This window comes from Micromonospora sp. R311 (assembly GCF_056780015.1).
The window spans coordinates 153,058-170,221 of the sequence record NZ_JBSWCE010000010.1; the positions used below are offsets into that span (position 1 = coordinate 153,058).

The 17,164-nt window shown below is 72.8% G+C and carries 17 protein-coding genes; 7 read left to right on the forward strand and 10 right to left on the reverse strand.

Going from position 1 to position 17,164, the window contains the following annotated elements:
* The first annotated feature begins 29 nt into the window (after positions 1 to 29).
* Genes rfbB through AC1WTP_RS11230 form a run of 6 tightly spaced genes read left to right on the forward strand, consistent with a single transcriptional unit; the run spans position 30 to position 5,306 of the window.
* A complete protein-coding gene (gene rfbB, locus AC1WTP_RS11205; RefSeq protein ID WP_481649149.1) occupies positions 30 to 1,031 on the forward strand; it encodes a dTDP-glucose 4,6-dehydratase in 1,002 nt (333 codons plus the stop codon).
* A complete protein-coding gene (gene rfbD / locus AC1WTP_RS11210) occupies positions 1,028 to 1,915 on the forward strand; it encodes a dTDP-4-dehydrorhamnose reductase (protein WP_481649150.1) in 888 nt (295 codons plus the stop codon). Before rfbB ends, rfbD begins: the two co-directional genes overlap by 4 nt.
* Positions 1,912 to 2,283, forward strand: a complete 372-nt coding sequence (locus AC1WTP_RS11215; protein ID WP_447136628.1) for a DUF2304 domain-containing protein — start codon at positions 1,912 to 1,914, stop codon at positions 2,281 to 2,283. Before rfbD ends, AC1WTP_RS11215 begins: the two co-directional genes overlap by 4 nt.
* Complete coding sequence (locus AC1WTP_RS11220; RefSeq protein ID WP_481649151.1) at positions 2,276 to 2,977, forward strand: glycosyltransferase family 2 protein; 702 nt, start codon at positions 2,276 to 2,278, stop codon at positions 2,975 to 2,977. Before AC1WTP_RS11215 ends, AC1WTP_RS11220 begins: the two co-directional genes overlap by 8 nt.
* Positions 2,977 to 4,281 carry a lipopolysaccharide biosynthesis protein gene (locus tag AC1WTP_RS11225; RefSeq protein ID WP_481649152.1) on the forward strand — a complete coding sequence of 435 codons (1,305 nt, stop codon included), beginning with the start codon at positions 2,977 to 2,979 and terminating at the stop codon, positions 4,279 to 4,281. The genes AC1WTP_RS11220 and AC1WTP_RS11225 overlap by 1 nt, the downstream gene beginning before the upstream one ends.
* Positions 4,278 to 5,306 carry a glycosyltransferase family 2 protein gene (locus AC1WTP_RS11230; protein WP_481649153.1) on the forward strand — a complete coding sequence of 343 codons (1,029 nt, stop codon included), beginning with the start codon at positions 4,278 to 4,280 and terminating at the stop codon, positions 5,304 to 5,306. The genes AC1WTP_RS11225 and AC1WTP_RS11230 overlap by 4 nt, the downstream gene beginning before the upstream one ends.
* Before the next feature lie 108 nt (positions 5,307 to 5,414).
* Here AC1WTP_RS11230 and prcA read toward each other — a convergent pair whose 3' ends face one another.
* The 7 genes from prcA to arc form a co-directional block, all read right to left on the reverse strand.
* Positions 5,415 to 6,251: a proteasome subunit alpha gene (prcA, locus tag AC1WTP_RS11235; RefSeq protein ID WP_481649154.1), complete on the reverse strand. Its 837-nt coding sequence runs from the start codon at positions 6,249 to 6,251 to the stop codon at positions 5,415 to 5,417.
* 56 nt (positions 6,252 to 6,307) lie between these two features.
* Complete coding sequence (gene prcB / locus AC1WTP_RS11240) at positions 6,308 to 7,147, reverse strand: proteasome subunit beta (RefSeq protein ID WP_481649155.1); 840 nt, start codon at positions 7,145 to 7,147, stop codon at positions 6,308 to 6,310.
* Positions 7,066 to 7,374 carry an endonuclease VII domain-containing protein gene (locus AC1WTP_RS11245; protein WP_481649156.1) on the reverse strand — a complete coding sequence of 103 codons (309 nt, stop codon included), beginning with the start codon at positions 7,372 to 7,374 and terminating at the stop codon, positions 7,066 to 7,068. Before AC1WTP_RS11245 ends, prcB begins: the two co-directional genes overlap by 82 nt.
* A gap of 364 nt (positions 7,375 to 7,738) precedes the next feature.
* A complete protein-coding gene (locus AC1WTP_RS11250) occupies positions 7,739 to 7,954 on the reverse strand; it encodes a ubiquitin-like protein Pup (protein ID WP_441157557.1) in 216 nt (71 codons plus the stop codon).
* A gap of 170 nt (positions 7,955 to 8,124) precedes the next feature.
* The gene (gene dop, locus AC1WTP_RS11255; RefSeq protein ID WP_481649157.1) at positions 8,125 to 9,642 is read right to left on the reverse strand and encodes a depupylase/deamidase Dop; all 1,518 of its coding nucleotides are present in this window, start codon (positions 9,640 to 9,642) and stop codon (positions 8,125 to 8,127) included.
* Between the two features lie 57 nt (positions 9,643 to 9,699).
* Positions 9,700 to 11,760: a hypothetical protein gene (locus AC1WTP_RS11260; protein WP_481649158.1), complete on the reverse strand. Its 2,061-nt coding sequence runs from the start codon at positions 11,758 to 11,760 to the stop codon at positions 9,700 to 9,702.
* Positions 11,761 to 11,911: 151 nt separating this feature from the next.
* The gene (arc, locus tag AC1WTP_RS11265) at positions 11,912 to 13,693 is read right to left on the reverse strand and encodes a proteasome ATPase (protein ID WP_481649159.1); all 1,782 of its coding nucleotides are present in this window, start codon (positions 13,691 to 13,693) and stop codon (positions 11,912 to 11,914) included.
* 178 nt (positions 13,694 to 13,871) lie between these two features.
* On the opposite strand from arc, the gene AC1WTP_RS11270 reads away from it, so the two are divergent.
* A complete protein-coding gene (locus AC1WTP_RS11270; RefSeq protein WP_447136618.1) occupies positions 13,872 to 14,165 on the forward strand; it encodes a ferredoxin in 294 nt (97 codons plus the stop codon).
* Positions 14,166 to 14,243: 78 nt separating this feature from the next.
* On the opposite strand, the gene AC1WTP_RS11275 is transcribed toward AC1WTP_RS11270, so the two are convergent.
* From AC1WTP_RS11275 to AC1WTP_RS11285, 3 genes are all read right to left on the reverse strand, one after another.
* Positions 14,244 to 14,816: a hypothetical protein gene (locus AC1WTP_RS11275; protein WP_481649160.1), complete on the reverse strand. Its 573-nt coding sequence runs from the start codon at positions 14,814 to 14,816 to the stop codon at positions 14,244 to 14,246.
* Between the two features lie 152 nt (positions 14,817 to 14,968).
* Entirely contained in the window at positions 14,969 to 15,985 is a 1,017-nt protein-coding gene (locus AC1WTP_RS11280) for a tRNA (adenine-N1)-methyltransferase (RefSeq protein ID WP_481649161.1), read from the reverse strand.
* On the reverse strand, positions 15,982 to 17,073 hold the full coding sequence (locus tag AC1WTP_RS11285; protein ID WP_481649188.1) for a M50 family metallopeptidase: 1,092 nt from the start codon (positions 17,071 to 17,073) through the stop codon (positions 15,982 to 15,984). The genes AC1WTP_RS11280 and AC1WTP_RS11285 overlap by 4 nt, the downstream gene beginning before the upstream one ends.
* Positions 17,074 to 17,164 lie beyond the last annotated feature (91 nt).

Below are 17,164 nucleotides of genomic sequence, written 5' to 3' on the forward strand. Positions count from 1 at the left end.
GTCGGCACGTCGCGTACACTTCCGGACCCGTGAGGATCCTCGTCACCGGCGGAGCCGGATTCATCGGGTCGGAGTACGTCCGCATGCTGCTGGGCGTGCCCCTCGGCAGCGGCACGGGCGTGCCCGCGATCGAACCCGCCGCCGTGACCGTGCTGGACGCGTTGACCTACTCGGGCAACCCGGCCAACCTGGCGCCGGTGCGGGACGACCCCCGGTTCCGCTTCGTGCAGGGCGACATCTGCGACCCGACCCTGGTCGACGAGGTGGTGGCCGGTCACGACGTGATCGTGCACTTCGCCGCCGAGTCGCACGTCGACCGGTCGATCGCCGGCGCCGCGCCGTTCGTCACCACCAACGTGCTGGGCACCCAGACCCTGCTCGACGCCGCGCTGCGGCACGGCACCGGCCGGTTCGTGCACGTCTCCACCGACGAGGTGTACGGCTCGATCGACGAGGGCTCCTGGACGGAGACCTGGCCGCTGGCGCCGAACTCGCCGTACTCGGCCTCGAAGGCCGGCTCCGACCTGCTCGCGCTGGCCTACCACCGCACCCACGGGATGGACGTGGTGGTCACCCGCTGCTCCAACAACTACGGGCCGTACCAGTTCCCGGAGAAGGTCATCCCGCTGTTCGTCACCAACCTGCTCGACGGCGGGACGGTGCCGCTCTACGGCGACGGCGGCAACGTCCGGGACTGGCTGCACGTGCACGACCACTGCCGGGGCATCGCGCTGGTGCAGCAGAAGGGGCGCGCCGGCGAGGTCTACAACATCGGCGGCGGCACCGAGCTGACCAACAAGGAGCTCACCGGCCGGCTGCTGGCGGCCTGCGGCGCCGACTGGGACCGGGTCGTCCCGGTCGCCGACCGCAAGGGCCACGACCGCCGCTACTCGCTGGACATCACCAAGATCAGCGAGGAGCTGGGGTACGCCCCGAGCATCGACCTGGACCGCGGCCTCGCCGACACCGTGCAGTGGTACCGCGACAACCGGGCCTGGTGGGAGCCGCTGAAGTCGGCCCCCGCCGCATGAGCCGGCTGCTGGTCACCGGCGCGGGCGGCATGCTCGGCCGGGACCTGCTCGCCGTGCTCGGCACCCGGCCCGACCTGAAGGTGACCGCCGCCACCCGGGCCGACCTCGACATCACCGATGCCGCCGCGGTCCGCGCCGCCGTCGCCGGGCACGACCTGGTGATCAACACCGCTGCGTGGACCGACGTGGACGGGGCCGAGGAGCACGAGGCGGCCGCCACCGCGGTCAACGGCGACGCCGTCGGCCACCTCGCCGCCGCCTGCGCGGCCACCGGCGCCCGGCTGGTGCACGTCTCCACCGACTACGTCTTCCCCGGCGACGCCGACACCCCGTACGCCGAGGACGCGCCGACCGCGCCGGTCAACGCGTACGGCCGGTCGAAGCTGGCCGGGGAACGGGCCGTAGTCCGATTTCTCCCCGAAACCGGCTACGTGGTGCGCACCGCCTGGCTCTACGGCGCGCACGGGCCCAACTTCGTCGCCACCATGCTGCGCCTCGCCGAACAGCGCGAGCAGCTCGAGGTGGTCGACGACCAGCACGGCCAGCCCACCTGGTCGTACGCCCTCGCGGCGCAGCTGGTCGCGCTCGGCGACGCGGGGCTGGCCGGCCGCGCCGCCCCCGGCGTCTACCACGGCACCTGCTCCGGCCGGACCACCTGGTACGGGCTGGCCCGCGCGGTGTTCGCGCTGCGCGGCCTCGACCCGGAGCGGATCCGACCCACCACCAGTGACCGGTTTCGCCGTCCCGCCCCCAGACCGGCGTACAGTGTGCTAGGGCACGGCCGTTGGGCCGCCGCGGGTCTGCCGCCGCTTCCGGACTGGCACACCACCCTGGCCGACGCGTTCGCCTCCGCCGCTCCACCCGCCCCGTGGAAGGTCCCATGAAGCTCACCCTCGTCACCGGCCTGACCGGTCTGCTGCTGCTCGGCACCATCGTCGAGCTGCTGCGCCGCCGTCAGCTCCGGGAGAAGTACGGCATGCTCTGGCTCGGCGTGCTGCTGGTCGTCATCCCGCTGTCGCTCTTCCCCCGGCTGCTGGACAGCGTGGCCGGGATGCTCGGCGTCGCCTCCGGCGTCAGCCTCGTGCTCTTCCTCGGCATCGTCTTCCTGCTCCTGGTCTGTGTGCACCTGAGCTGGGAGGTCAGCGCGCTGGAAGAGGAGACGCGCACCCTGGCCGAAGAATTCGCCCTGCTCCGCGCCGAGATCGCGGCCGAGCGCGCGGCCCGAGACGAACTGGTGTCCCACGATGGTTAACGGCAAGCGGGTTCTGATCATCATCCCGGCGCTCAACGAGTCCGGCTCGATCGCCGACGTGGTCGGCGAGGTCCGCGGCGAGCTGCCCGGCGTCGACGTGCTGGTCGTCGACGACGGCTCCACCGACCGGACCGCCGCCGTCGCCGCCGCCGCCGGAGCGCGGGTCGCCCAGCTGCCCTACAACCTCGGCGTCGGCGGGGCCATGCGGCTCGGCTACCGGTACGCCCGCGACCACGGCTACGACGTCGCCATCCAGATCGACGCCGACGGCCAGCACGACCCCCGCTACGTGCCGAAGCTGGTCGACCTGCTCGACGACACCGACCTGGTGATCGGTGCCCGGTTCGCCGGCGAGGGCGACTACCAGGTCCGCGGTCCCCGCCGCTGGGCCATGGTGATGCTCTCCGCGGTGCTGTCCCGGGTGGCCCGCACCAAGCTCACCGACACCACCTCCGGCTTCCGCGCCGCCAACCGGCGGGTGATCGAGATGTTCGCCCGCTGGTACCCGGCCGAGTACCTCGGCGACACCGTCGAGACGCTGGTGCACACCGCCCGCCGCGGCTACAAGATCCGGCAGGTGCCGGTGGCCATGCGCAAGCGGATGGCCGGCACGCCCAGCCACTCCCCCGCCAAGGCCATGATCTACCTCGGCCGGGCGTTCGTGGTGCTCACGCTGGCGCTCATCCGCCAGTGATGCGGCGGCTGCTCACCCTCGTCCCGCCCGGCACCCTGGCCGTCGGCGCCGGGCTGGCCCTGCTCGGGCTGGCCTCCTACGTCCACCTCGCGGTCGCCGGCCACAGCCTCGACAAGGCCGACTACAGCTCGCTCTCGGTGCTCTGGTCGATCGTGTTCACCCTCGGCATCGGCGTGTTCATCCCGGTCGAGCAGGAGGTCGCCCGGGTCGTCGCGGCCCGCCGCACGCAGGGCCTGCCGCCCGGCCCGGTGCTGGCCCGCGGCGCCGCCCTCGCCGCCGGCGTGCTCGCGCTGATGGTGCTCGCCGTCGTCGCCGGTTACCGCGTGCTCGCCGACCGGCTCTTCGCCGGCGACGGCGACATGGTGCTCGTGCTGATCGGGGCGATGGCCGCCATGGGGGTGGCCTACACCACCCGCGGCGTCCTCTCCGGCCTGCAGCTCTTCCCCTGGTACGGCACCCAGCTCGGCCTCGACGGCGGGCTGCGCATCGCCATGGTCGCGCTGCTCGGGCTCGCCGGGGTCACCTCCCCGCTGTGGTACGGAATGGTGCTGGTGGTCGCCCCGCTGGCCAGCGTGCTGCTCACCCTCCCGCCGGTGCTGCGCGCGGTCGGTGGCGGGGCGTCGGTCCCCTGGGGCGCGCTGCTGCGCGGTTTCGGGCTGCTGACCGTCTCCAGCCTGCTCTCCCAGGTCGTGGTGAACGTCGGCGTCATCAACGTGCGGCTGCTCGCCCCCGACGACGTGGAAACCGCCGGGGCGCTGCTGTCGGCGCTGGTCCTGGTGCGCATCCCGCTGTTCGTGTTCGGCTCGTTGCAGGCGTCCCTGCTGCCCGGCCTGGCCACCACGGCCACCACCGGCGACCGGGCGGCCTTCCACGGCCTGCTCCGCCGGGCGCTGGGCCTGGTCACCGCGCTCGGGCTGGTCGGCGCGGTCGGCGCCGTCCTGCTCGGCCCCTGGCTGGTCCGGGCCCTCTTCGACGCGCCAGCCGTGCTCGACCAGGTCGACTTCGCCTGGCTCGCCGCGGCCACCCTCGCCTACCTCTGGTCGATGGTGCTCGGCCAGGCCCTGCTCGCCCTGAACCGGCACCGCGCCCAGGCCCTCGCCTGGACCCTCGGCGTCACGGCGCTGGTCGCCGCGACGCTCGCCCCGCTCACCGTCGCGCTGCGGGTGGAGCTCGGCTACGCCGTCGGCTCCGCGGTGGTCGCCGCCACCATGGCGGTGCTGCTGCGGCGCGGCTCCCGTCCCGTCCCCACCCCGGCCCGGCCGCTCGACGCCGCCGTGGCCGGCGTATCCGGAGGCATCCGATGACCCGCCCCCAGGTCTCCGCGGTGATGCTGGCCTACGGCGCCGAGCCGTACCTGGTCGACGCCGCCCGGGCCGTACTGGCCAGCACCGACGTCGAGATCGAGCTGATCGTCGTCGACAACGGCTGCACCGGCGACGGCATCGACATCGTCAAGGGGCTGCCCGGTGTCCGCGTCATCCGCCCCGAGGCCAACACCGGGTACGCCGGCGGCTGCCGGGTCGGCGCGGCCGAGGCCACCGGCGAGTGGCTGGCCTTCGTCAACTCCGACGCGATCGTCGCTCCCGACGCGCTCGCCAAGGTCGTCGCCGTCGCCGGGGAGCCCGGTGTCGGCGCCGCGATGGCCTCCATCCGCCTCGCCGAGAACCCGGAACTGATCAACACCTCCGGGAACCCGCTGCACTTCATCGGGCTCTCCTGGGCCGGCGGCAACGGCGAGCCGGCCAGCGCGCACGCCGTGCGCACCACCGTGCCCTCGCTCAGCGGCTGCTGCTTCGTCATCGACCGGCGGCGCTGGCAGGAACTGGACGGCTTCCCCGCCGAGTACTTCGCCTACCACGAGGACACCGAACTCAGCCTCCGCCTCTGGCAGCGCGGGCTCCGCCTGGAGTACGTCCCGGACGCCGTCGTCGTGCACCACTACGAGTTCTCCCGCAACTCGCTCAAGGTCTACCTGGTCGAGCGGAACCGGCTGCTCTCCCTGCTCACCGCGTACGAGACGCGGACCCTGGTGCTGCTGGCGCCGATGCTGCTGCTCTCCGAGGCGGCCATGCTCGTCGCCGCGCTGCTCGGCGGCTGGCCGAAGGAGAAGGTCCGCGGCTGGCGCTGGCTCTGGACCAACCGGTCCTGGGTACGCGCCCGCCGCCGCCACCTCCAGCAGGAGCGGACCGTCCCCGACGGCGTCATCGCCGAGCTGATGACCGCGAAGGTCGACCCGTCCAACGTCGAGGCGCCGCCCGGCATGGGCATCTTCAACGTCATCGCCGCCGCCTACTGGGCGCTGGTCCGGCCGCTGCTGCGCCGGCGCTGAACCCGCCCGGCACGCACGGCCGCCGGTGGCCGGTGGGCCGGCAGCGGGGTGCGGCGCGAACGCGAGCGCCGGGGCCCGGAAACCCGGACCCCGGCGCGAAGCGACGGTCTACTCGTCGGCGGGCTGGCCCGGCTTGTCCTCCAGATCGGCGGACGCCGCGGAGGTGCCCGGCTTGTGCGCCTCCTCGGTCGGCACCGTCGGCGTCTCCGGCCCACCGGCGGCGGTCGCCTCCTCCGCCTTGGCCGCGTCACCGTCCAGCAGCCCGGTCAACGCGGCGCCGGTGATCCGGCGGAAGGTCCGGCCGACCCGGCGGCGGTCGAGCACCGCCACCTCCAGCTGGTTCGCCGCGATGGTCCGGGCCGCGCCGCCCTCGCCGCCGACGCTGCTGAGCGCCTGCACCGCCACCTTGACCGCGTCGGCGAGCGACATGTCCGGCCGGTGCTGCGACTTGAGTACGCCGGTGATCGCCTCGGCCTGCCCGCCCATGGCCATCCGACCCGGCTCGTCGTTGACCGAGCCGTCGTAGGTGAGCCGGTAGATCTCGTCGTCGTCAGCGGTGGCACCGACCTGCGCCACGCAGATCTCCACCTCGAACGGCTTGGACTGCTCGGTGAAGATCGCGCCGAGGGTCTGCGCGAAGGCGTTCGCCAGCCCTCGGCCGGTGACGTCGCGCCGGTCGTAGCTCAACCCGTTCAGGTCGGCCATCCGTACGCCCGCGCGGCGCAGGTTCTCGAACTCGTTGTAGCGACCGACGGCCGCGAAGCCGATCCGGTCGTAGATCTCGCTGACCTTGTGCAGGGCGCTGGAGAGGTTCTCCGCGACGAAGAGCACCCCGCCCTCGTAACTCAGGACCACCGCGCTGCGCCCCCGGGCGATGCCCTTGCGGGCCAGCTCGGAGCGGTCGCGCATGATCTGCTCGGGCGAGGCGTAGAACTGCATGGCCACGGCGGCGGTTCTCCTTACGGCGCTGTGCTGACGACTGCTGACTGGGAGGGCGGCGGTCAGCCGCCCGGGTTCTCCATCCGGCCCGAGACCACGCTCTCGGCGACCGCCGACGTCTCGGCGTCGGTGAGCCGGTGGGTGCCCTCCGCCGTCGCGGTCATCACCACCGGGTAGATCCGCCGGGTCAGGTCCGGCCCGCCGGTCGCGGTGTCGTCGTCGGCCGCGTCGTAGAGCGCCTCCACCGCGAGCCGGACCGCGTCGTCGATCGACAGCCCCGCCCGGTACCGCTTCTTGAGGGCGGACTTGGCGAACAGCGAGCCGGAGCCGATCGCGTCGTAGCCGGTCTCCTCGTAGGGGCCACCGGTGACGTCGAAGCTGAAGATGCGGCCGGCCTTCGCCGGATCCGCGCAGGCCAGGTCGAAGCCGGCGAAGAGCGGGATGACCGCCAGCCCCTGCATCGCCGCGCCCAGGTTGCCCCGGATCATCGAGGCGAGCCGGTTGGCCTTGCCGTCGAGCGAGAGCATCGCGCCCTCGATCTTCTCGTAGTGCTCCAGCTCCACCTGGAACAGTCGCATCAGCTCGATGCCGATGCCGGCGGTGCCCGCGATGCCGACCAGCGAGTACGCGTCGGCCGGGTGCACCTTCTCGATGTCGCGCTGGGCGATCAGGTTGCCCATGGTGGCCCGCCGGTCGCCGGCCATCACCACGCCACCGGCGGCCGAGATGGCCACGATGGTCGTGGCGTGCGGCGCCAGGTCGGCGGCCATGCCCGGGGGCAGCGGCCGACGGCCGGGCAGCATCTCGGGGGCCACCTTGCTCAGGAACGTGGTGAAGGAGGACGTCCCCGCGTTGGTGAACACATCTGGTAGACGCCCGGATGGATCAAAACCCGCTGCCACGTGGTTCCTCTCAGATATGTGATCGCCCTGGTCAGCCGCGCCTGATCGTCACGGAACTGACCAAGACCACCGTTGCAGTTGAAGCAGAGTATCCCGCGCACCCATCCGGTGCGATGATCGTGGTCCAGGTGTTGCGGGTCCGCGCCGCCGCAGATGGCACAGACCCCGCCCTGCTCGGCCAGCAGCTCCCGGAACTCCTTCTCCCCGACGCCGTAGCGCCGCCGCAAGTGGTATTCACGGCTGCCGCCGTAGAGCCGTTCCTTGCTCTCGCGACCTCGCGTGTTGTGGCAGGGCTTGCAGTAGCTGTGCCGTGCGCTGCCCTTCCTGGTTCGCGGGAAGTCCTCCGGTGGCTTGGTCTGCTGACAGTCCGGGCACCACTTGAGGCCGTCCGCGACCGGCTCCGAGCCCGCCGCTGCGCGGCGATCCCACGCTTGCGGCGGCTCGCCTCGGAGCGCGCCGCCGCGCAGGTCTTACAGTAGAACGCGAGCCCGTCGGGCCGACGCTTGTTGCGGTGGAAGGCCGAGGCGGGTAGCGAACGGCCGCACTGGGGACAGACCTTGTCCGACGCTTGTGGCGAATCGGACATAAGCGTCATTGTCCCCCTTTCTGTACGTACCCTCTCACGAATTCCTCGGCGTTCTCCTCCAGGACGGAGTCGATCTCGTCGAGCAGGTCGTCGACGTCCTCGGTGATCTCGGCGTGCCGCTCGGCGACCTCCGGGTTCGCCTCGGTGGTGACGTCCTCGATCTCCTCGCCCTGCCGGGACTTGCCGGTCTGCGACTGGCCGCCGCTGTCACGAGTGGCCATTGCTGCCTCCTCCACGATCGTCTGCGATGAACTTACCTCGCGGGAGCGACGAAAGGCCCGTCGCGCGCCGGGTGGGCACGCGACGGGCCACGGGCCGGCACCGCCCGCCGGGCGGCACGCGACGGTGCCGTCGCACGCCGGTGGGCGCGCGCCGGACCGGCACGGCCCGGTCAGCCGCCGGTGAGGGTCTCCAGCAGGTCCTTGGCGCTGGGGCAGCGGTCGAAGAGCTCGCCGACGTGCTTGCGGGTGCCCCGTTCCGGCTCCATCATCGGCACCCGCACCAGCGACTCCCGGCCCACGTCGAAGATGACCGAGTCCCAGCTGGCGGCGACCACCTCGGAGGCGTACTGGGCCAGGCAGCGGCCGCGGAAGTAGGCCCGGGTGTCCTCCGGCGGCTCGGTCATCGCGGTCCGGGTCTGCTCGTCGGTCAGCAGCGTCTTCATCGCCCCGCGCGAGACCAGCCGGTGGTAGAGGCCCTTCTCCGGACGGACGTCGGAGTACTGCAGGTCGACCAGTTGGAGCTTGTGCGAGCCCCAGCCGAGCTTCTCCCGCTCCCGGTAGCCCTCCAGCAGCCGCAGCTTGGCCACCCAGTCCAGTTCGTCGGCGCAGAGCATCACGTCGCGGCCGAGCCGGTCCAGCACGTCCTCCCAGCGGGCCAGCACGTCCACGGTCTGCTCGTCGGCGTCGGTGCCGTAGCGGTCGTCGACAAAGGACCGGACCCGCTCGTAGTAGGCCCACTGCACGTCCAGGGCGGTCAGCCGGCGCCCGTCGCGCAGCCGCATGAGGTGGGCCAGGGACGGGTCGTGGCTGACCGCGCGCAGCTCGCTGACCGGGTCGGCGATGCCGAGGTCGGAGCCGAGCGCCTTCTCCTCGATCATGGTGAGGATCAGCGCCGTGGTGCCGACCTTGAGGTAGGTCGAGATCTCCGACAGGTTGGCGTCGCCGATGATGACGTGCAGCCGGCGGTACTTGTCCGCGTCGGCGTGCGGCTCGTCCCGGGTGTTGATGATCGGCCGCTTGAGGGTGGTCTCCAACCCGACCTCGACCTCGAAGAAGTCGGCCCGCTGGGAGATCTGGAAGCCGCTCTGCCCGCCGTCCTGGCCGATGCCGACCCGGCCCGCGCCGCAGACGATCTGCCGGGTGACGAAGAACGGGGTCAGGTACGCCACGATGTCCGCGAACGGGGTCTGCCGGCGCATCAGGTAGTTCTCGTGGGCGCCGTAGCTGGCGCCCTTGTTGTCGGTGTTGTTCTTGTAGAGGTGGATCGGCTGGGTGCCGGGGATGGTGGCGGCGCGGCGGGCCGCCTCGGCCATCACCCGCTCGCCGGCCTTGTCCCAGCGGACCAGGTCCCGCGGGTTGGTCACCTCGGGCGTGGAGTACTCCGGGTGGGCGTGGTCGACGTAGAGCCGGGCACCGTTGGTGAGTATCACGTTGGCCAGGCCGAGGTCCTCGTCGGCCAGCGCCTCGGCGGGGTCGTAGGCGGCCCCGGAGTAGGTGAAGCCCCGCGCGTCGCGCAGCGGCGACTCCTCCTCGTAGTCCCAGCGGGCCCGCCCGCCGCGGTTGAGTTCCGGGCGCGCCCCGTAGGCGTTGACCACCTGGGACGAGGTGACCATCGGGTTGGCCCCGGCCTGGCCCGGTACGGAGATGCCGTACTCGACCTCGGTGCCCATGATCCGTCTTACGCTCATCAACCTACCCGCTTCGCTCGCCCGACCGGTCCCCCGTCCAGTCGAGCGTAGTCCGCCTCAGGATGCCGGGGGGCACGCCGGCGCAGCCGGATCTGGTGTCGCCGGCTCGGCGCCGGCGGGCGTGCTCGGGGGCAGCACGTCGCACTCGGGCACGGTGAGGGGCACCCAGGTGACCCGCTCGCGCAGCCGGGGGTCGTTGCGGAGCATCCACCGGATCCGGCGCTCGGCCCGCGGGTCGGTGGCGATCAACCGGATCGGCCCGGAGATCCGCGGCACGATCTGCAGGGTCCGGTCGGGCTCGACGAAGGGCAGGTCGTAGAGGCCGGGTTCGGTGCGCGCGGTGGTGCCGTGCAGGGCCGAGAGGCAGAGCGTCGCGACATAGCCACGGTAGGGGCCGCGGTCGACGACGATCGTGGTGGTGCCGGGTAGGTCGGGGTAGCGCCGCTGCGCCTCGGCGCAGGTCCAGGCCACTCTGGACGGCAGGTGCAGGTCCTGGTGGACCCAGCGCTGCGTCCAGGTCTTCTCGTTCGCCACGAGCAGGCTGGGGTGCCATCCGGTGACGCCGCAGAGCCCGACCGCGACGGCCATGACGGCCACCGCGCTCAGCACGCCGTCGGCGGTGGAGCCGACCCCGCGCAGGGTCCGGGCGGGCCGGGGTACGGGCAGCAGCCGCACCACCGCGGCGGTGCCGACGATGAGCAGCGCGGTGGCCAGGTGGGAGGCCTTGTTGAAGTAGTAGCCGGGCTGCCCGCCGGCGGCGGTGTTGTGCCAGGCGATGCCGAGTGGCAGGGCGACCCCGACGACGCAGACGAGCAGCCAGCGGCGCCAGGCGGGGTCAACGTGCCGGACCTGCCCGATCAGCGCGACTCCGACGATGCCGCCGAGCCAGCCGAGGGCGCGCCAGGACTCGATGAGGGCTGCTATGCCGGAGGTGGCGACCAGCGCCTCGGTCTGGCCGGCCCGGAGCACGCCGAGCAGCGGCGCGATCAGGGCGAGAGTGGCGCTCGCCAGGCCGATCGAGAGCACGCTGACCCAGCGGCGCAGCGCCTCCCGCCGGTGCCCGACCACCCAGCAGAGCACCAGCACGGCAGCGGGCGGGAGGAAGAGGTAGTAGGTGAAGCCGACGGCGACGAGCAGCGCGCCGAGCAGCGCGACCTGCTCGCGGGTGCCGGCCACCGGCCGCCCGACCAGCGCGGCGAGGAGCACCGTCAGCGCCAGCCCGAGGACCTCGGTCGGGAAGCCGGCGACGAGCAGCCGGGGCAGTTGGGTGCCGAGGACGAGCGCGCCGACGACCACCGTCAGCACGGTGCGGTGCAGCGGGTGGAGGGGGCCGGAGATGCGCTGCGCGGCCCACAGCAGGACGAACACGAGCAGCCCGAAGCCGGCCATCACCCAGCCGGCGTAGTGGTCGACGGCCGCGGGGCCGCGGGGCGTGCTGCCGACGGGCACGAGGAAGCCGTCGAGCATGGCGGTGACCAGGTGCCAGCCCTGCGGGTAGTAGTGCAGTTTCGAGACGATCTGGTCGCCGGCGGCGGGGTCGAGGAAGGCGTAGCCGCCGAGGCGGCCCAGGACGTCGAAGAGCGCCAGGTGTCGCCAGTTGTCCTCGCCGCGGCCGAGGATGGTGAGCTGGCCGGCGAGGTCGGTGGCGCGCTGCCACGGGGCGGCGAGGTAGCCGACGATCACGGCGGTGCCGGCGACGGGGAACAGGTCGACCCAGCCGGGGCGTGGCAGCCGGGGACGTCGACGCAGTGCGATCGCGGCGAGGACGAGCAGGGTGGACGCGAGGCCGGCCAGCGGCACCGGTCGCATGCCCCAGGGCCAGACCGTGAAGAGCAGCCCGCCGGCGGTGGCCGCGCCGAGGAGCAGTGCGAGGGCCAGCATCAGCCGGTCGATCAGGGTGCGCCCGCCGCGCAGGATGCTCGCCGTGGCGAGCAGGACCAGCGGGGGCAGCAGCCAGTCCTGGTGCAGGGCGTGCACGGCGACGGGTACGGCCCAGGCCGCCGCGAGTGGCGCCAGGACCAGCAGCGGTCGCCGCCAGCGGCGTCGGCTCGGGGTGGGCGGTTGCGTGGCACCGGTTGCCGTGGTCGGCGGTGCGACGACGGTGAGCTCGGACGGCACGCGGATCCTCGGCGGGTCGATGAGGCGGTAGCCGGAAGCTTACCGACGCCTCCGGCGGCCCGCCCGTCGGGCGCGCCCCGGCGCGATGAACGTCTGGTGACACGACGACGGGGTCCGCGGCATCGCCGCGGACCCCGTTCGCTCGGGCCGGTTACAGGTACTGGCCGGTGTTGCTGGCGGTCTCGATGGACCGGCCGGCCTCGGCGCCCTTGCCGCCGGAGACGAGGGTGCGGATGTAGACGATCCGCTCGCCCTTCTTGCCGGAGATGCGGGCCCAGTCGTCCGGGTTGGTGGTGTTGGGCAGATCCTCGTTCTCGCGGAACTCGTCGACGCAGGCGTCGAGCAGGTGCTGCAGGCGCAGCCCCTTGCGGCCCGAGGTGAGGAACTCCTTGATGGCCATCTTCTTGCCCCGGTCGACGATGTTCTGGATCATCGCGCCGGAGTTGAAGTCCTTGAAGTAGAGGACTTCCTTGTCGCCGTTGGCGTAGGTGACCTCGAGGAACCGGTTCTCCTCGGTCTCCGAGTACATCCGCAGCACGACCGCGTCGATCATGGCGGCAACGGTGGCCTGGGGGTCGCCGCCGTGTTCGGCCAGGTCGTCCGGGTGCAGCGGCAGCCCGGAGAGGATGTACTTGGAGAAGATGTCCTTCGCCGCCTCGGCGTCCGGCCGCTCGATCTTGATCTTCACGTCGAGCCGGCCGGGCCGCAGGATCGCCGGGTCGATCATGTCTTCCCGGTTGGAGGCGCCGATGACGATGACGTTCTCCAGGCCCTCGACGCCGTCGATCTCGCTGAGCAGCTGCGGGACGATGGTGTTCTCCACGTCCGAGGAGACGCCGGAACCGCGGGTGCGGAAGACCGAGTCCATCTCGTCGAAGAACACGATCACCGGGGTGCCCTCGCCGGCCTTCTCCCGGGCCCGCTGGAAGATCAGCCGGATGTGCCGCTCGGTCTCGCCGACGTACTTGTTGAGCAGCTCCGGGCCCTTGATGTTGAGGAAGTAGCTGGTGTGCTTCTCCTCGCCGCGCCGCTCGGCGATCTTCTTGGCCAGCGAGTTGGCCACCGCCTTGGCGATGAGGGTCTTGCCGCAGCCGGGCGGGCCGTAGAGCAGGATGCCCTTCGGCGGGCGGAGCTGGTGCTCGCGGAACAGGTCGGCGTGCAGGAAGGGCAGCTCCACCGCGTCGCGGATCTGCTCGATCTGCGACTGGAGGCCACCGATGTCGCTGTAGTCGACGTCGGGCACCTCCTCGAGGACCAGTTCCTCGACCTCGCTCTTGGGGATCCGCTCGTAGGCGTACGCCGAGCGCGGTTCGATCATGAGCGAGTCGCCGGCCCGGATCGGCGAGCCGATCAGGGCTTCGGCCAGGTGGACGATCCGCTCCTCGTCGGAGTGGGAGACCACCAGCGCCCGGTCGCCCGGAGCGCCGCCGGGACCCTCGAGGATCTCCTTGAGCATCACCACCTCGCCGACCCGCTCGTAGCCGAACGCGTCGACGATGTTGAGCGCGTCGTTGAGCAGGACCTCCTGGCCGCGCCGCAGCTCGGCCACGTCGAGCGAGGGCGAGACGGCCACCCGGAGCTTGCGGCCGCCGGTGAAGACGTCCACCGTGCCGTCGTCGTGTCGCGCCAGGAAGACGCCGTAGCCACTCGGCGGTTGCGCGAGGCGGTCGATCTCCTCCTTGAGCGTCACGATCTGCGCGCGAGCCTCCTTGAGGGTGCTCACGAGCCGGTCGTTGTTCTCGGTCAGCCGCGCCAACTGTGCCTGGGTGGCCGCCAGCCGCTCTTCGAGCTGCCGGACGTGTCGGGGGCTTTCGGTCAACTTGCGCCGCACCAGAGCGAGTTCCTCTTGCAGGAACGCGACCTGCGTGGAGAGATCGTGGGCCTCCTTCTCCCACCGTGCGGCGCGCGAGTCCGCGTCGTCGCTGCGTGCCACGTCCCACCTCCCCGGGGGGCTTGAACGTTCTGCCCTAACACTAGCCGCTATGAGGCCGATTCGGTCCCGCGCAACGCCCTCGTCACCGAACCTTGATCGCCAAGGGTGGGCCGGTGGGGCCGTACGGGCGTTCGGGTACCGTCGGGGCGTGGGACGGGAGAACATGGGGGGTGCGCCCGTGGCCGAGGTCGCGACCGACCAGCTGCAGGTCTGGGTCGATCAGGACCTCTGCACCGGCGACGGGCTCTGCGTGCAGTACGCCCCGGAGGTCTTCGAGTTCGACGTCGACGGCCTGGCCTACGTCAAGGGGGCCGACGGAGAGCTGCGCCAGGCCCCGGGCAGCCGGGTCGACGTCCCCGCGCACCTGCGCCTCGAGGTGATCGACTCGGCGAGGGAGTGCCCCGGCGAGTGCATCCACGTGGTGCGCGGCAGCGACGGCGCCGAGGTCGCCGGCCCCGACGCCGAGGACTGACCGGCCTGGCCGCCGGCGGGGCGCCGGGCCCCCCGACGCCCCCGCGTCCCGGGCCAGGGGCCAGGATCCGCCGGCCGCTCAGAGCAGGGGACGCCCGACCACCGAGGCGACCAGGCGGGCGAACTCCTCCAGCCGGGCGATCTGCCCGGCGCCGCCGTCGTCGAGGGTCTTGCCGAACCGCAGCGCGTCGTGCCGGGGCGCCCCGGCCGTCTCCTCGCTCGGCGGAGCCTCGTCGAGCGAGGTCAGCAGCAGGTAGACGTCGATGCTGTCGACCCGGATCTCGCCGTTGTCGCCGCGGGTGAGTCGGCGCCGGCAGCCCACCTCGGTGACCGTGGAGACCGGCACCACCCGCAGCGACGAGGTCATCGAACCGGGCGGCCCCTCCCCCGGCGGGACGTCCTCGCCGTGCCAGAGGATGAGCCGGCTGCCGTCGCAGACGACGACCTCCTGCCACACCCCGTTCACCTCGTTGACGAAGCGTTCCAGGGTGAAGCCGAGCACCGACGCCCCGCGCAGCACCCCGCCGAGCGCCTCCAGCGCCACGTCCGGGTCCCGCAGGTAGGCCCGGGCCGCCGACTCGAGATCCTGGTAGGGAGACCAGTCCGGGAACACCGCCGGCAGGTCACCCCCACCGAAGCCGGGCCGGCTCATGCCGACACCCCGCTACACCCCGGGCCGGCCTGAGGCAGCACCGCGCCGAGCCTGATCATCCGCCCGCTCATGCCGCCGCCCGAGGGTCGCACCACCGGCCCGCACCGACCGGCGGGATCCGCCCGTTCACTCCCAGCCGCCCCATTCCGCCGTCACGGCCTGTCCATCTCCCCCGTCGAGTCGGGCTGCCCACCGGCGGCCCGGGCGGCCGCCTCCTGACGGGCCGCCTCGGCCTCGCGCAGCGCCTGCCGGCGCTGCACGTACGCCTCGGTGCCCTTGCTGGGCTTGCGCCGCCGCGGCGGCGCGGTCACGCCGGGGGCGAGCTTACGCGCGGACACCAGGAAGGCGGTGTGCGCGATCATGCGGTGGTCCGGGCGGACGGCGAGGCCCTCGGCGTGCCAGTCGCGCACCAGCGACTCCCAGGCCCGCGGCTCGGTCCAGCCGCCGCGCTCGCGCAGCGCCTCCACCAGCTCGGACAGCTGGGGGGTGGTGGCCACGTAGCCGATGAACACGCCGCCGGGCAGCAGCGCCCGCTCGACCATGTCGAGGGTCTCCCACGGGGTGAGCATGTCCAGGATGATCCGGTCGAAGCCGGTCTCGGCGCACTCGGCGACGTCGCCCACGTGCAGCTGCCAGGCCGGGTGCGGCCCGTGAAAGAACGCCTCCACGTTGCGCTTGGCGATCTGGGCGAAGTCGTCGCGCAGCTCGTACGAGTGCAGCTCCCCCTCGGTGCCCACCGCGCGCAGCAGCGAGCAGCTCAGCGCCCCGGAGCCGGCCCCGGCCTCCAGCACCTTGGCGCCGGGGAAGATGTCGCCCATGGCGACGATCTGGGCGGCGTCCTTCGGGTAGATCACCTGTGCGCCGCGGGGCATGGAGAGCACGTAGTCCGACAGCAGTGGTCGCAGCGCCAGGAAGGCGGTGCCGCCGCCGGAGGTGGTGACCACGCTGCCGTCGGGCAGCCCGATCAGCGCGTCGTGCTCCAGGATGCCCCGGTGGGTGTGGAAGGCCTTGCCCGGCTCCAGGGTGACCGTGTGCATCCGCCCCTTCGGGTCGGTCAGCTGCACCCGGTCGCCGGGCCGGAACGGCCCGCGGTGCACGGGGGTCAGCGCCGGGGTGTCGGCGGGCGCCGGAGCGCCCGGGTCGGCCTGGGCGGAGGGAGTCGCGGTCACGTGTTCATCTTCCGGTCGGGTTCGAGGAGCTGGGCGAGATCCGCGATGTGCAGAACGCCGACGACATCTTCGCCTGCGGTCACCACGTACTGTGCGCCCGGGTGGGCCTGCACGGTCTCCATCACCCGCTCCCCGTCGAGCCCGACCGGCAGGGCCGGCAGGCCGGCCAGCGACCGGGACACCGCGTCGACCGCCAGCCAGGGGCGGCGCTCCACCGGCACCGCCTCGGCCGCGACCGGGTCGACCAGGGCGACCGGCCGGCCGGCCGAGTCGGCGACCAGCAGCGCGGCGCCGGGCTCGGCGCCGGCGGCCCGCCGGCGGTGCGCCTCGGCCAGCGGGGTGCCGGTGGGCACGGTCAGCACCGGGCGGGCCAGCCGGGACAGGTCGATCAGCGGGAACCGGCGGCTGACCCGGGCCACCCGGATCGACTGGCCGGCGCCCCGCCACAGGGTGAACGCGACCAGCAGCATCAGCGGCAGCGCCAGCGGCGCCAGCCGCCCGGCGGCGGTGAGCGCGGCGACCAGCAGCGCGGTGCCGACCGCGACGATCCGCCCGACCCAGCCGGCGACCTCGGTGCCGCGGTGCCGGTCCCGGGTGAGCGCCCACACCGCGGCGCGCAGCGCCCGCCCGCCGTCCAGCGGCAGCCCGGGCAGGATGTTGAACAGCGCGACGATCACGTTGCTCACCGCGAGCTGGAAGGCGAGCTGGTTGGCCACCGTGCGGTCGGGCAGGGCGAGCGTCGCGGCGACCGCGGCCACGCCGAGCACGGCGGAGACCGCCGGCCCGGCCAGCGACACCAGCAGGTCGACCCGGGGGGTGGGGGCGTCGCGGTCCATCTCGGTGTACCCGCCGAGCAGCTCCAGGGTGATGCCGCGCACACCGATGCCGAACCGGCGGGCGGTCAGCGCGTGCCCCAGCTCGTGCAGCAGCACCGAGCCGAGCAGCGACACCACGAAACCGAAGCCGATCAGGTATCCGCTGAGCTGCGGCAGGGCCAGCTGGCGGCGGGCGAACTCGGCGTACAGCACGGTGACCAGGGCGGCCAGCAGCAGCATCGAGCCGTTGAGGTGCAGCGGCACCCCGAACACCCGGCCCACGGTCAGGCCGGCGCGCCGCTGTGGCCGGGGTCGCGGTCGCTCGGTCTGCTCCTCCACCGGGTCGATGCTACGGACCGCACCC